General features: G+C 60.2%; 11 protein-coding genes and 1 pseudogene. 10 read left to right on the plus strand and 2 right to left on the minus strand.

All coding sequences use genetic code 11. The features are described 5' to 3' along the window. Window positions 1-7: 7 nt before the first annotated feature. Entirely contained in the window at window positions 8-634 is a 627-nt protein-coding gene (locus tag ACR0C3_RS18335) for an SCO family protein (RefSeq protein ID WP_480759826.1), read from the minus strand. 90 nt (window positions 635-724) lie between these two features. On the opposite strand from ACR0C3_RS18335, the gene regB reads away from it, so the two are divergent. The 10 genes and pseudogenes from regB (at window position 725) to ACR0C3_RS18385 (ending at window position 13,328) form a co-directional block, all read left to right on the plus strand. Beyond that, entirely contained in the window at window positions 725-2,122 is a 1,398-nt protein-coding gene (gene regB / locus ACR0C3_RS18340) for a sensor histidine kinase RegB (RefSeq protein WP_480759827.1), read from the plus strand. A gap of 66 nt (window positions 2,123-2,188) precedes the next feature. Next, window positions 2,189-3,697, plus strand: coding sequence for a PAS-domain containing protein (locus ACR0C3_RS18345; protein WP_480759829.1), 1,509 nt, complete (start codon window positions 2,189-2,191; stop codon window positions 3,695-3,697). Between the two features lie 41 nt (window positions 3,698-3,738). Beyond that, window positions 3,739-4,212 carry a tRNA (adenosine(37)-N6)-threonylcarbamoyltransferase complex ATPase subunit type 1 TsaE gene (gene tsaE, locus ACR0C3_RS18350; RefSeq protein WP_480759830.1) on the plus strand — a complete coding sequence of 158 codons (474 nt, stop codon included), beginning with the start codon at window positions 3,739-3,741 and terminating at the stop codon, window positions 4,210-4,212. After that, window positions 4,209-5,213 (plus strand): aminoglycoside phosphotransferase family protein, encoded by a 1,005-nt coding sequence (locus ACR0C3_RS18355; RefSeq protein ID WP_480759831.1) that lies wholly within the window; start codon window positions 4,209-4,211, stop codon window positions 5,211-5,213. The genes tsaE and ACR0C3_RS18355 overlap by 4 nt, the downstream gene beginning before the upstream one ends. Continuing rightward, window positions 5,210-5,896 carry a nucleotidyltransferase family protein gene (locus tag ACR0C3_RS18360; RefSeq protein ID WP_480759832.1) on the plus strand — a complete coding sequence of 229 codons (687 nt, stop codon included), beginning with the start codon at window positions 5,210-5,212 and terminating at the stop codon, window positions 5,894-5,896. The genes ACR0C3_RS18355 and ACR0C3_RS18360 overlap by 4 nt, the downstream gene beginning before the upstream one ends. Continuing rightward, entirely contained in the window at window positions 5,889-8,813 is a 2,925-nt protein-coding gene (gene addB, locus ACR0C3_RS18365) for a double-strand break repair protein AddB (protein WP_480759833.1), read from the plus strand. Before ACR0C3_RS18360 ends, addB begins: the two co-directional genes overlap by 8 nt. Further along, complete coding sequence (addA, locus tag ACR0C3_RS18370) at window positions 8,810-12,169, plus strand: double-strand break repair helicase AddA (RefSeq protein ID WP_480759835.1); 3,360 nt, start codon at window positions 8,810-8,812, stop codon at window positions 12,167-12,169. The genes addB and addA overlap by 4 nt, the downstream gene beginning before the upstream one ends. Window positions 12,170-12,208: 39 nt before the next feature. Next, a pseudogene (trxA, locus tag ACR0C3_RS18375) lies at window positions 12,209-12,550 on the plus strand (thioredoxin); the annotation flags it as partial. 68 nt (window positions 12,551-12,618) lie between these two features. Then, window positions 12,619-12,969 carry a Lin0512 family protein gene (locus ACR0C3_RS18380; RefSeq protein ID WP_170641065.1) on the plus strand — a complete coding sequence of 117 codons (351 nt, stop codon included), beginning with the start codon at window positions 12,619-12,621 and terminating at the stop codon, window positions 12,967-12,969. Next, on the plus strand, window positions 12,966-13,328 hold the full coding sequence (locus ACR0C3_RS18385; protein ID WP_480759837.1) for a Lin0512 family protein: 363 nt from the start codon (window positions 12,966-12,968) through the stop codon (window positions 13,326-13,328). Before ACR0C3_RS18380 ends, ACR0C3_RS18385 begins: the two co-directional genes overlap by 4 nt. 56 nt (window positions 13,329-13,384) lie before the next feature. On the opposite strand, the gene ACR0C3_RS18390 is transcribed toward ACR0C3_RS18385, so the two are convergent. After that, entirely contained in the window at window positions 13,385-13,579 is a 195-nt protein-coding gene (locus tag ACR0C3_RS18390) for a DUF1127 domain-containing protein (RefSeq protein WP_170380185.1), read from the minus strand. Window positions 13,580-13,737: the final 158 nt, after the last annotated feature.

Consider the following 13,737-nt stretch of genomic DNA (forward strand, 5'->3'; position numbering starts at 1 on the left):
TGGCTTGTCAGGACCCGGCTTGATCCAAAAAGCAGCCGACCTTGTCCGCCATTTGCTGCGCTGTGTCTTCACGTTTGAAGAACTCAAGAAACCCATCTTCGGGTGTGACCAGATAGGTGAAGGTAGAATGATCGACCAGATAGTATTCGTCGCTTTTGTCATGGGCTTTGTAGTAGGTCTTGTAGGCCTGGCTGGCGGCCTTGACCTGCTCGGGCGAACCGGTCAGAGCGATCAGACGTTCATGCAGGTTGAAGGCGTAATCTCCGACCACTTCGGGCGTGTCGCGATCGGGGTCGATGGAAATGAACAGAGGCGTCACGGATTGTCCACGCTTGGCCAGAATGTCCACTGCCTCAGCGTTGCGGGACATGTCAAACGGGCAGACATCGGGACAGAACGTATAGCCGAAATAGACTAGCGTCGGCTCGGTGATCACATCCTTGTCGGTGACCGTCTCGCCCTTACCATTGACCAGTTCGAACGGACCACCGATCGCCGCCGCTCCACCCGCGATCTGGCTGGAACGGCATCGCGCGTATTTGTCATCCGACCCGGACCCCATTGTCAAAAGCCACATGGCGCCAAGGCCGATAGCAAGAACGACAGCTGCGAGAATAGCATACAGGCGGGTCATGATCGTTTTCCGTGTGCAAGGGGTTGTTGATCGTATCAGCCGGGACACCTATCAAGATGATCAGCCGATGCAACAGGACATAAGTGACCAATGGCAGAATCCAACCAGAGTTTATGGGGCGGTCAGGAACGCAGCAGCTGGATCAGGCTGCGTACCCTTATCCTGCTGCGCTGGGTGGCCATCGTTGGCCAAATCACGGCTATTACGGTGGCTCAGCACAGCTATCATGTGCAGCTTGAGGTCACCCTGTGTTACTTGGCGATCGGCGTTTCGGTGATCGGCAACCTGACTGCCAGCTTCCTGTTCCCACAAAACAAACGCCTGACTGAGTTTCAAAACTTCTTGATGGTGCTATTCGACCTGTTTCAACTTGCGATCCTGCTGTATCTGACCGGCGGATTGAACAATCCCTTTGCCCTGCTGTTGCTGGGTCCGGTCACGATCTCGGCAAATGTCATGAGTACCCGCTCAACGCTGATAGTGGGGGCCGTGGCAATTGCGCTGGCCACCCTTCTGGCTGAGTTTCACCTGCCCCTGCGGACCGAGATTGGCCTGGTCCTGCAGATCCCCGACATTCTTCTGTTCGGCAACTGGGCCGCGATCATCATCGCCATTGTCTTTATCGGGGCCTACTCGCACCGGGTCAGCTCCGAGGCGCGCTCGATGTCCGAGGCGCTGGCGGCCACGCATATGGCGCTGGCGCGCGAACAGAAGCTGACCGATCTGGGAGGAGTTGTCGCCGCCGCCGCGCATGAGTTGGGGACTCCTCTGGCGACGATCAAACTGGCCAGTTCCGAGTTGATCGAGGAACTCGACGACCGCCCCGAACTGAAAGAAGACGCCGCCCTGATCCGCGAACAGGCGGACAGGTGCCGGGACATCCTGCGCGATATGGGACGTGCCGGCAAAGACGATCTGCATCTGCGTCAAGCGCCCTTGTCCACAGTGGTGCATGAAGCGGCAGAGCCGCATATCGACCGGGGCAAAACCGTGCATTTCGCCGAAGGCCCGGTGCTGGATGGGGATGTGCAACAACCTTCGATCCTGCGCAAACCCGAGATTATTCACGGGTTGCGAAACCTGATCCAGAACGCGGTGGATTTCTCGCGCGCGAATGTCTGGGTCGAGGCAGAGTGGACCTCGGACAAGATCACCGTCTGTATCATGGATGACGGGCGCGGCTACCCCTCGCATCTGATCGGGCGGATTGGTGATCCCTTGATGCGGCGTAGACGGGCCGAGACCGACCAGCGCGCGCGCCCTGAATATGAGGGCATGGGTCTGGGCCTGTTCATCGCCAAAACTCTGCTGGAACGCAGTGGGGCGGATCTGGAATTTGCCAACGGTTCGGACCCGTATCAGCACCTCTCGGACAAGCCTGACCGCCGGGGTGCTATCGTCAAGGTCGAATGGCCGCGCAAACGCATCGACGCGCAACAGGGCGATACCCCGGTACCATCCGGGCGCAACCAGCCTATCCAGGTCTGAGTTAAGACACCGTTAACCATTTTTGCCATAGTTTGCGTCGGGGTTCCGCAGTCGTAAGGGAAGAAGATGGCAGACTGGATCATTCTGGCCGCGATCAGCTTGGTCTCGTGCTGTTTTGCGGTCATGTGGCTGCTGCCGCGTCGTGCCCGGCGGGACAACAGCTATGGCATGTTCACCGCAAGCTCCCTGTTCGACGCCGTTTTTCTGTTCGATGGCGACCGCCTGATCAGCCACTCTGATATAGCGCTTGCAGGTTTCGAAAATGTCGCGGACTGGAACGATTTGCGACGCTTGCTGCAGCGCGACTTTCCGACCTTCCCAGAAACGCCCGAAATCGTGCGCGATCAGGGCAATCTGGTTGTCTCAGCCATCGACTGCACGGTTGAGCGTGAGGTTCTGTGCGAATGGATCGACGGGATCGTTCGGATTCAACTGCACGAACCGACGAGAGAAAAGAAAACCAAGCTTCGGGATCCGAATGATCCGATCCGACTGGCGATGGATCAGGCACCCTATCCGGTCTGGCTGCTGGATCAGAACGCAAGCGTGCGCTGGTGCAACGCGGCCTATGTCGCCCTTGTTCGCAAGGCGCGCGGGCTGGATGCCGACCTGACCCTGCCCCTGTTCCCGGACACCGGGGCCGAGCCGCGGCGCGGCGGGAAATCCCGCGTCTCGATCGACGTGGAAGGAAGTGAAAGCAAATTGTGGTTTGATTTGACCCAGGTGGACCATGCGGAAGGCCGCCTGTTCTATGCGGTCGATATCAATGCGATTGTGCAGGCTGAAACCGCCCAGCGAAAATTCGTGCAGACGATGACCAAGACCTTTGCGCAGCTGTCGATTGGGTTGGCTATTTTCGACCGCAACCGTCAACTGGCCCTGTTCAACCCGGCGCTGATCGACCTGACCACCCTGCCGCCGGATTTCCTCAGCTGCCGTCCCAATATCTCAAGCTTTTTTGACCGGCTGCGGGATCAGCATATGATGCCCGAGCCCAAAAACTACCGGTCATGGCGCAATCAGATGAACGATCTGCTCGAGGCGGCTGAAGACGGGAATTATCAGGAAACATGGTCCCTGCCCTCGGGCTCGGTCTATTCCGTCAGCGGCCGCCCGCACCCCGATGGCGCCGTAGCGTTTTTGTTCGAAGACATCACCGCCGAGATCACCCTGACCCGGCGCTTTCGATCCGAGATGGACCTGATGCAATCGATCCTCGACAAACTGGCCGACGCAATCGCGGTCTTTTCCGAGGATGGCACACTGGCCCTGACCAACTACGCCTACCAGCGGCTTTGGGGAACGCAGGATGAGGCCGGATTTCACAGTGAGACCGTGACCGAGGTCACGCGTATCTGGCAGGATCATTGCGTCGCCACCCCGGTCCTGGGAGAGATCCGCGATTTCGTGGACATGCGCGATGACCGCACCGAATGGAGCGCCGAGATCCGGATGCGTAACGGCACCGCGCTGGACTGTACCGTCATACCCATGCAGAACGGTGCCACGATCGTGCGCTTTGCGACGGCAAGCAATTTTCTGACCGCCGAACCCATGGCCCAGATCGGCGCCTGAACCGGGTTGCAGCCGCTGGGGCGCAGGTCCATTGTGGCGCCATGACTTCAGCACCTGTTACTCTCACCCTGCAAAGCCCTCAGGAGACCGCAGATTTTGCGGCGCGTCTTGGCGCGAGCCTGAGACCTGCGGATGTGTTGCTGCTGCAAGGTGAGATCGGCAGCGGCAAGACCCACTTTGCCCGTAGCCTCATCCAATCACTGATGAACCCGCCCGAGGATGTGCCCTCGCCCACCTTCACGCTGGTGCAGGTCTATGACACGCAGATCGGCGAGATTTGGCATTGTGACCTTTACCGGCTGACCTCGGTAGATGAGGCGGACGAGCTGGGCCTGACCGAAGCCTTCGACACTGCGCTATGTCTTGTGGAATGGCCCGACAAACTTGGGCCGCTGACCCCCGACACTGCATTGACGCTTGCCTTCCAAACCGACCCAGTCGAAACCGAGACACGCCATCTGACCCTGTCTTGGTCTGATCCGAAATGGGTTGGAAAACTGGAGAATACTCTATGACAGATCGTACTGTGCTGGCCGAGGCCCTGATTGCACAGACGCCATGGGCCAATGCCACGCGCGCGCCTCTGGCCGGGGATGCCTCGAACCGCAGGTATGAGCGTCTGACAGATTCGGCGACCGGTCGCACGGCGGTTCTGATGGACGCCCCGCCGGATCGGGGAGAGGATGTCGAACCCTTCGTCCGGATCGCGAACCATCTGCGCGCGGTGGGCCTCAGCGCGCCCGAGATTTACGCCGAGGACAATCAGAACGGCTTTCTGGTTCTGGAGGATCTGGGCGATGATCTGTTTTCACGCGTTCTGACCAAGGACCCGAGCCAGGAACGCCTCCTATATGAGGCAGCGACGGATGTTCTTCTGCACCTGCATGAGGCCCCGATCCTGCCCCTGCCCTCATACGACCCCACATTGATGACCGAACTGGCCGCTCTGGCTTTCACCAAATACGCGCAGGCCATTCTGGGTGACCACGATGCAGATGCGCAGGAGAGGTTCGAGCTGCGCTTTGCTGATATCCTGCTGCAGGAGACCTCGGGCACCAAAGTCGTCGTGCAGAGGGATTACCACGCCGAAAACCTGATCTGGCTGCCGGAACGTGACGGCGTGCAGCGCGTCGGGCTTCTGGACTTCCAACTGGCGATGCTGGGGCACCCGGCTTACGATCTGGTCTCGCTCTTGCAGGATGTACGCCGGACCGTGCCAACCGGGATCGAAATGCAGATGGTCAATCGCTATATCGCGGCCTCTGGTATGGATGATCATGACTTCCGCACCGCCTACAGCGTTCTGGGCGCGCAACGAAACCTACGTATTCTGGGTGTTTTTGCACGGCTGGCTACAGACTATGGCAAGCCACTATACGTTGATCTGATACCTGCCACATGGGCGCATCTAATGCGCGATCTGGAACACCCCGCACTGATCCCGGTTGCCGGTATCCTGCGCGACGCCCTGCCCGAACCAACCGCGGAAAACCTCGCAAGGCTGAAAGCATCATGAGCCAATCCCCCGACGCCGTGATGCTATTTGCCGCCGGGTTCGGCACCCGGATGGGCGCACTGACCAAGGACCGGCCAAAACCTCTGATCGAGGTCGCCGGACGCCCGCTGATCGACCACGCGCTTGCGCTGGTGGACGCCGTTCAACCGGCCCGTGTAATTGCAAACCTGCACTATCACGCCGATCAGTTGCAGGCTCACCTAGCGCCCAAAGGCATCCTGCTCTCGCATGAAACGCCCGAGATTCTGGAAACCGGCGGCGGTTTACGGGCGGCTTTGCCTCTGCTTGGCACAGGTCCGGTGTTCACCATGAACACCGATGCGATCTGGGCCGGGCCCAACCCGCTGAGCCTACTGAAACAGGCATGGGACCCGGACCGGATGGATGCGCTTTTGATGTGCGTCCCGATTGGTCAAACCATCGGGTATGCGGGCGATGGGGACTTCACCGCTGATGCCGAAGGCCGGATTGAGCGCGGGCCGGGCCTAGTATATGGCGGCGTGCAGATTCTGAAAACCGATGGGCTGCAGCATATCCCGGAACAGGCCTTCTCGCTAAACCTGTTGTGGAACCAGATGCACGACCGCAAACGCCTGTTTGCACTGGAATATCCCGGCCGTTGGTGTGATGTCGGGCGTCCTGAAGGGATCGCTCTGGCTGAGGGGATGCTGGCGGATGTTTGACCTCAGCGCTCATCCACGGGTGTTCGCCGTTCCGCCAGGCACGGATTTCCCCAACGCGCTGGTTGCCGGGCTGCGGCAGCGCGCCTCCGGCCCGCCCGAGGCGTTGGCCCGCGCGCAATTGGTGGTCAACACGCGCCGCATGGCCCGACGGGTACGAGACCTGTTTGATCAGGGGCCGCCATGTCTGTTGCCTCGGCTTTCTCTGGTCACCGATCTGGGTGAAAACGTTGATCTGGCACAGATTCCGCCCGCCATCCCCCCGCTGAGACGACGGTTGGAGCTGACCCAGCTGATCTCAAAACTGCTCGACCAGCAGCCTGATCTGGCTGCACGGGCCACCCTGTTCGATCTGTCCGACAGCCTGGCCGCCTTGATTGATGAGATGCAGGGTGAGGGCGTGCCGCCAGAGGCGATCCGCCAACTGGATGTCAGCGATATGTCCGGCCATTGGGCCCGCGCACAGGCGTTTATCGGCATCGCGGATCATTTTGTTGATGCCAGCGATCAGGCGATGGACGCACAGGCGCGGCAACGTCGAGTGGTCGAAAATCTGATCGACCGCTGGCAGGAGGCTCCGCCGCAACATCCCGTCATTTTGGCCGGCTCGACGGGATCACGCGGCACCACGCTGATGCTGATGCAAGCCGTCGCGCGCCTGCCACAAGGGGCCTTGATCCTGCCGGGCTATGATTTCGACCAGCCGCGCGCCGTTTGGGACCGTCTGGATGAAGCGTTGACCTCTGAGGATCACCCACAATATCGGTTCCGCAAATTGATGCGAGAGCTGGGGTTGGAGCATGACCAGGTCCTGCCCTGGACGGATGAACAACCGCCCTCACCCGCGCGTAACCGATTGGTTTCTTTGGCTTTGCGCCCTGCCCCTATCACCGATGCGTGGATGTCAGAAGGCCCATGCCTGACCGAGTTGGATCAGGCCACGCGCGACCTGACACTGGTCGAGGCAGACTCACCCCGGTCCGAGGCCCTTGCCATCGCCCTTCGCCTGAGACAGGCGGCTGAGACGGGCCAGACCGCCGCTTTGATTACACCCGATCGGATGCTGACCCGGCAGGTCAGCGCGGCATTGGATCGCTGGAACATCCTACCCGATGATAGTGCTGGTCTTCCGCTGCAATTGTCTCCGCCCGGCCGGTTTCTGCGCCATGTGGCGGGCCTTTTTGCGCGCCGTCTGGAGGGTGAGGCGCTGCTGACGCTGCTGAAACATCCTTTGTGCCATGACGGGGGTGAACGGGGGGCCCACCTGCTGCATACCCGCGATTTGGAGCTGGACCTGCGCCGGCATGGCCCTCCATTCCCGGACCAAGCCAGCCTTACCGCATCCGCGAACCGCACCGAAGCGCCCGAGGGATGGGTGAGCTGGGTCAGCGCACATTTCTGCGATCAGCAAATCACCGGGGAACTCCCCCTGTCCGAATGGGTCGACCGGTTACTAACTCTGGCCGAGGCGATCTCGGCCGGACATTCGGGCGATCAAGGCACCTTGTGGGACAAGAACGCAGGTCTGAAGGCCCTGTCGGTGTTGACCAATCTTCGGGATGAGGCGCATCACGGCGGCCCTATGACCGCGCATGACTTCGCGGATCTGCTGGGCGCGCTTCTGGCCGGAGAAGAGGTCCGCGACCGCGACGCCCCGCACCCGCATATCATGATCTGGGGTACACTCGAGGCCCGCGTGCAGGGTACGGATCTGTTGATCCTCGGCGGTTTGAACGAGGGCAGCTGGCCCGAAGCCCCAGCGCCGGACCCATGGCTGAACCGCCAGATGCGCGACAAGGCGAGTTTGTTGTTGCCCGAACGGCGCATCGGGCTTTCGGCGCATGACTTCCAACAGGCCATCGGCGCGCCCGAGGTCTGGCTGACCCGCGCCACCCGCTCGGACGATGCGGAAACCGTGCCCTCGCGCTGGCTGAACCGTTTGACCAACCTCTTGCAGGGCCTGCCTGACCAAGGCGGCCAGACGGCGCTATCGGATATGCGCGCGCGGGGTCGAACCTATCTGAACTGGGCTAAAAAACTGGAGCAAGCCCCTCGGATTGACCCGGCGCATCGCCCCTCGCCCAAACCTCCGGTCGCCGCCCGACCGCGCCGCCTGTCGGTAACCGAGATCAAACGCCTGATCCGCGACCCTTATGCGATTTACGCCAAACATGTGCTGCGTCTTAAACCCCTCCATCCGCTTGTGCAGGCCCCCGATGCCTTGCTACGCGGGATCGTGATTCATGAAATTCTGGAGCATTTCGTTAAGGATAGCGTGCTGGATACCGCTTTGCTGACCCGCGAAAACTTCCTGAAACGCGCCCATGATCTGCTAGAAACACACGTCGCCTGGCCAACCGCCCGCAAACTGTGGCTGGCGCGGCTGGAACGGATTGCGGACGACTTTCTGAGTGCCGAGGTCAATCGCCGGGGCGACGGTGGCCCGGTCGCGTTTGAGGCCGTGATGAAGCTGGTGTTGGAGCCTCTGGATTTCACCATCGCTGGACGGGCCGACCGGATCGATTGCAACAGCCGAGGTGCGTTGCGGATTGTGGACTACAAAACCGGCGCGCCTCCGACCGAAAGCCAGCAGGCAAAGTTCGACAAACAGCTGCTGATCGAAGCCGCCATGGCTGAGCAGGGCGCCATCGAAGGGATCGACCCCACCGACGTGGCCGAGGCGATCTTCATCGGTATGGGCGGCAGTTACAAAGAGGTCGCGGCTCCGCTTGCCAAAGAACCCACCGACAAGGTGTTGGCTGAACTGAAAGAGCTGATTTCTGCTTATTTAGAGCCTAATCAGGGCTTCTCATCGCGCCGCATGCTACACAAAGACACCGATATCGGCGACTACGATCATCTGGCCCGGTTCGGAGAATGGGACCGCACCGCCGAAACCCTCCCTGAGGACCTGACATGACCGCCCGCAACGACGCCACCGAGCGGCAAGTGCAGGCCGCGCGCCCCGATGCCTCGACCTGGTTGGCGGCGAATGCCGGGTCGGGCAAGACCCGCGTGCTGACTGACCGCGTAGCGCGGCTGTTGCTGAGCGGGGTGCAGCCGCAGCACATCCTGTGCCTGACCTATACCAAGGCTGCCGCCAGCGAGATGCAGAACCGGCTGTTCAAACGACTGGGGGAATGGGCGATGTTGGGGGACACGCCGTTGTTGGCGCAGCTGACGGATCTGGGCGTCGAAGGAGCAATCGACTTGGACCGACTAGCGCAGGCCCGCACCTTGTTTGCCCGCGCAATTGAGACACCGGGTGGGTTGAAAATCCAGACCATCCACTCTTTCTGCGCCTCACTTCTGCGTCGCTTCCCGCTTGAGGCCGGTGTCAGCCCGCAATTTGCCGAGATGGAGGACCGCGCCGCCGCGTTGTTGCGGGAAGAGATCATCGAGGATTTCGCCGAGGGCCCTCAGGCCGGTTTGATCGAGGATATTGCGCGGTTCGTCACTGATACAGGGTTCGAAAGGCTAACCGCAGCAGTGACTCAAAAGCGGAACCTGTTCGCGCAGCCCTTACAGCGCGCGGATCTGTTGCTGCGATTTGGCCTGCCTGAGGGCTTTGACGACGACACCCTATCAGCGCAGGTGTTTCTGGGTGGTGAGGTTGACCTGATCCAATCCATGTTGCCCGCGCTGATCGAAAGCGGCGGCAACAATGCCAAGGCCGCCGCAAAACTCGCAGTGTTCACCGAGGCAGGGCTGGCTCATCTGCCAATTCTGGAAGGCGTCTTGCTGACGGGCAAGGGCGCAAAGGAGCCGTTCACAGCCAAGATCAACAGTTTCCCCACCAAAGCCCTGCGCGAAGGCGCTCTGGCGGAACGCATGCCACAGCTGGAATCGCTGATGCTGCGGGTTGAGGCCGCGCGTGAGCAACGGCTAGCTCTGGTTGCTGCGCAAAAAACCAGCGTTTTGCATCGCTTCGCTGCAGCTTTCCTGCCAGAATACGAACGCCGTAAGCAGCTGCGTGGGTGGCTGGACTTTGACGATCTGATCCTCCGCGCGCGGCAGGTTCTAAACGACCCGGCGGTGGCCGAATGGGTTTTGTACCGGCTGGACGGTGGTATCGACCATATTCTGGTGGACGAGGCGCAGGACACCAGCCCGGACCAATGGGATGTGGTCGAGAAGTTGGCGCAGGAATTCACCAGCGGGGAAGGGGCCCGATCCGAGGTTGAACGCACGATCTTTGTGGTCGGCGACAAGAAACAGTCGATCTATTCATTCCAAGGCGCCGACCCTCGAGCCTTTGACCGTATGCAGGCCGAGTTTGGGCGAAGGCTGGAAGAATCAGGCTCTAAACTGTGGGATTCAACGCTTGAATACTCGTTCCGATCCTCCAGCGCGATCCTGTCATTGGTTGATTTACTGTTCGAAAATCAGGCCGATGCCGGGTTTCACAAAGAAAGCCAGCACCGCGCTTTCAAGGCAGATCTGCCTGGACGCGTAGACCTCTGGCCCGTGGTGGAAAAGGTCGAGGATGACGAGGATGGCGATTGGACTGATCCGGTGGATCGGCCCGGGTCGCGCCATCATACCGTCATTCTGGCCGAGCAGGTGGCGCAGACTATCAAGCACATGATCGACACTGGGGCCACAATCCCCGAAGACGGCGAAACGCCCGGCACATTCCTGCGCCGCAAAGTTCAGCCGGGGGATTTCCTGATCCTGGTCCAGCGCCGCTCGGACCTGTTTGCCGAGATCATCCGCGCCTGCAAAGCGCTTCATTTGCCCATCGCCGGGGCCGACCGTTTGAAAGTCGGCGCCGAGCTGGCCGTTAAGGATCTGGCCGCATTACTGAGCTTTCTGGCCACGCCCGAAGACAGCCTGTCGCTGGCGACGGTCCTGAAATCCCCTCTGTTCGGCTGGTCCGAGCAGGCTCTGTTCGATCTGGCCCATCGCCGGCAAAAGAAATTCCTGTGGGCCGCGCTGCGCAATCGCTCGGACGAGTTTCCCGAAACGCTTGCGATCCTCAACGATCTGCGCGGACAGATCGACTTTCTGCGACCCTATGACCTGATTGAGCGCATCCTGACCCGCCATGACGGGAGGCGAAAGCTGCTGGGTCGGCTGGGGGCCGAGGCCGAGGATGGGATCAACGCGCTGCTCTCGCAGGCTTTGGCCTATGAGCGGACCGATATTCCCAGCCTGACCGGGTTTCTGGTCTGGATGCAGACCGACGATCTGGAGATCAAACGCCAGATGAGCGGCGTGGGAAACATGATCCGCGTGATGACCGTGCATGGCTCAAAAGGATTGGAAGCGCCGATCGTGATCCTGCCGGATACTGGCAAACGGCAGGCCCCGCGCGATGCCGAGATCATGGTGGCTGATGGAACGCCCCTGTGGAAGGTTCCCGCCGATGTCTCGCCCAAGCTGATCTCCAGCGCCCGTGAGGAGGCTCGGAACCGCGAGGAAAATGAGCGCCTTCGATTGCTATATGTGGCTCTAACACGGGCAGAAAAGTGGTTGATCGTGGCCGCTGCTGGGGATGTCGGAAAGGATGGAACCAGCTGGTATCAGATGGTCGAGGCCGCAATGGAGCGCGCGGGCGCGACACAGATAGAGGGGTCGCTGACACGGCGACTGGCCCATGGCGATTGGCAGGGGTTGCCGCTGGTCGAACGCAGCGAACACGCCGAGCCAAGTCAGGACCTGCCTGCGTACTTCCAGCATCCCGCCGAGGATCCACCCTCGGAACCAGAAACCCTCAGCCCCTCAGATCTTGGCGGGGCAAAAGCGCTGCCCGGTGATGCGGGGCAGGATGAAGAGGCCGCAAAGCTGCGCGGCACCCGATTGCACCTGCTGCTGGAACATCTTCCCAGCGCACCTCAGGAAGATTGGCCTATGCTGTGCGCTCGGGTTCTACCCGATATGCAGGATCATGACCGAACCGAGTTGTTGTCTGAGGTCACCAAGATCCTGACAGCAGATCACCTGAAACCAGTGTTCGCGTCGGATGCGTTGGCCGAGGTCCCTGTTTCAGCCGAACTGAACGGGCGGCGGATGCATGGTGTCATCGACCGGTTGATCATAACGGATACCGAAGTGCATGTTGTTGATTTTAAAACAAATGCCACGGTGCCCGACCTGGCTGAAGCCTGCCCGGAAGGCTTGCTGCGGCAGATGGGAGCCTATGCGCAGGCGCTAAGTCAGATTTACCCGGACAAGACCATCCGTACCGCCATCCTGTGGACGCGGACGGCCGCGTTGATGTGGCTGCCACACGATCTTGTGACGCAATCGCTGACCCGCGCCCAGATATCTTGACCTTACCCGACGCGGCACCTACGTTCCTTTCCCGAGTTTACCCCATTCAGGAGACAGAATATGTCGACCGTAGCCGTTACCGACGATACCTTTGATGCCGAAGTCAAGAACTCGACCGTTCCCGTGGTTGTGGACTTCTGGGCGGAATGGTGTGGTCCTTGCAAACAGATCGGCCCCGCACTGGAAGAACTAGCCGCTGAGTATGGCGACAAGGTGAAAATCGCCAAGGTGGACGTGGACAGCAACCCGAACGCAGCCGCTGCGATGGGCGTGCGCGGCATCCCCGCACTGTTCATCTTCAAGGACGGTCAGGTTGTCTCGAACCGCGCGGGCGCGGCACCCAAAGCCGCGCTGCAAAGCTGGATCGACGAATCCATCTGATCCGGATTGGAATGCGATTGATCAAAGGCGCCCCGAACCGGGCGCCTTTTTTATGACCGGAGGTTTTGATGGCAAAAACACGAGTACTTGTGGAATTTGGTATGGGCACGTCCCTGCGGCGTGAGGACTATACCGAGGCCGCCTTGCGCGCGATCAAGGATGCGCTGTGGCACAACTCGGTCAATATGGCTGAGCTGTTCGATTTTCCCAAAGAGGCAATGATCATTGATGCCGAGATCGGTGTGCAGCAACCCGATAAAGTGGACCGCGAGGCGTTGAAGGCCGTGTTCCCATACGGTCAACCGAACATCACAGTCACCCGCGGTGGGCTAGACATCGAAAAACCGCACGCCGATGGCCACACAGTGATCGCAAACGCCGCCATCATCGTCTCATTCGACATGGAGCCCGCGCGATGACTGAGAAACGTATCATTCTTGAGATGGGCACCGGCAACGACCTCTATGGTCAGGACTATACCAAGGCCGCACGGCGGGCGGTGCAGGACGCGCTGCATCATTCCTCGATCACTCTGTTTTCGCGCTTAGGCGTGGACCACAAAGAGATGCGCGTCGTGGTGACAATTGGGGTGCAACAGCCCGAGGCCGTGGATTGCGATCTGGTCGCGCAGGATTTGCCACGGGGCAGGGCCGAGGTACGGGCTGTGTTGGGCGGGCTGGACGTCGAGGACAGTGATGCAGGCACCCGCCACGTCATCGCAACCGCAGCGGTTGAGGCCTATCTGCCTGATATGTCGGGCAAATACAGGCTGATTTAAAAGAAAAAGCCGCTCGGGCGAGCGGCTCATCTTTACTACGGCTGATCTGAAACGGATCAGATGGTGATGATGTCTTTGCGGGTCAGACCGATATCTTCCAGCTGAGCGTCGCTCAGTTGCGACAACGCTTTGCGTGTCTTGCGAGTTTCGTTCCACTCAACCGCTTTTTCGAAAGCCACAGTGAACGCGTCCACTACGTGCAGGATGGTAGCTGCTCCGAGCGGCGCAGTGTTTTGTGCAGTATTTGCCATTTGCGCAGTCCTTCAAACTGAAACAGCCGACCCAATGTCGGTTGTAAGCCCCATGTAGTGCAGGCACCTGAGTCTCACAATTGCCAGTCTGGTAGACCCGATCTGCGTTTCTTGCATATCTTTTGGGCAGTTTGTGAACAGTTGCGTTGGCGCTGGCT

This window comes from Ruegeria sp. CK3 (assembly GCF_056536565.1).

Bases quoted from the DNA above. Each gene is read 5' to 3' on its own strand.
- ACR0C3_RS18360 (WP_480759832.1), top strand. From the start codon at position 5,210: ATGAGCCAATCCCCCGACGCCGTGATGCTATTTGCCGCCGGGTTCGGC.
- addA (WP_480759835.1), top strand. From the start codon at position 8,810: ATGACCGCCCGCAACGACGCCACCGAGCGGCAAGTGCAGGCCGCGCGC.
- ACR0C3_RS18380 (WP_170641065.1), top strand. From the start codon at position 12,619: ATGGCAAAAACACGAGTACTTGTGGAATTTGGTATGGGCACGTCCCTG.
- ACR0C3_RS18345 (WP_480759829.1), top strand. From the start codon at position 2,189: ATGGCAGACTGGATCATTCTGGCCGCGATCAGCTTGGTCTCGTGCTGT.
- regB (WP_480759827.1), top strand. From the start codon at position 725: ATGGCAGAATCCAACCAGAGTTTATGGGGCGGTCAGGAACGCAGCAGC.
- ACR0C3_RS18390 (WP_170380185.1), bottom strand. From the start codon at position 13,579: ATGGCAAATACTGCACAAAACACTGCGCCGCTCGGAGCAGCTACCATC.
- ACR0C3_RS18335 (WP_480759826.1), bottom strand. From the start codon at position 634: ATGACCCGCCTGTATGCTATTCTCGCAGCTGTCGTTCTTGCTATCGGC.
- ACR0C3_RS18385 (WP_480759837.1), top strand. From the start codon at position 12,966: ATGACTGAGAAACGTATCATTCTTGAGATGGGCACCGGCAACGACCTC.
- ACR0C3_RS18355 (WP_480759831.1), top strand. From the start codon at position 4,209: ATGACAGATCGTACTGTGCTGGCCGAGGCCCTGATTGCACAGACGCCA.
- addB (WP_480759833.1), top strand. From the start codon at position 5,889: ATGTTTGACCTCAGCGCTCATCCACGGGTGTTCGCCGTTCCGCCAGGC.
- tsaE (WP_480759830.1), top strand. From the start codon at position 3,739: ATGACTTCAGCACCTGTTACTCTCACCCTGCAAAGCCCTCAGGAGACC.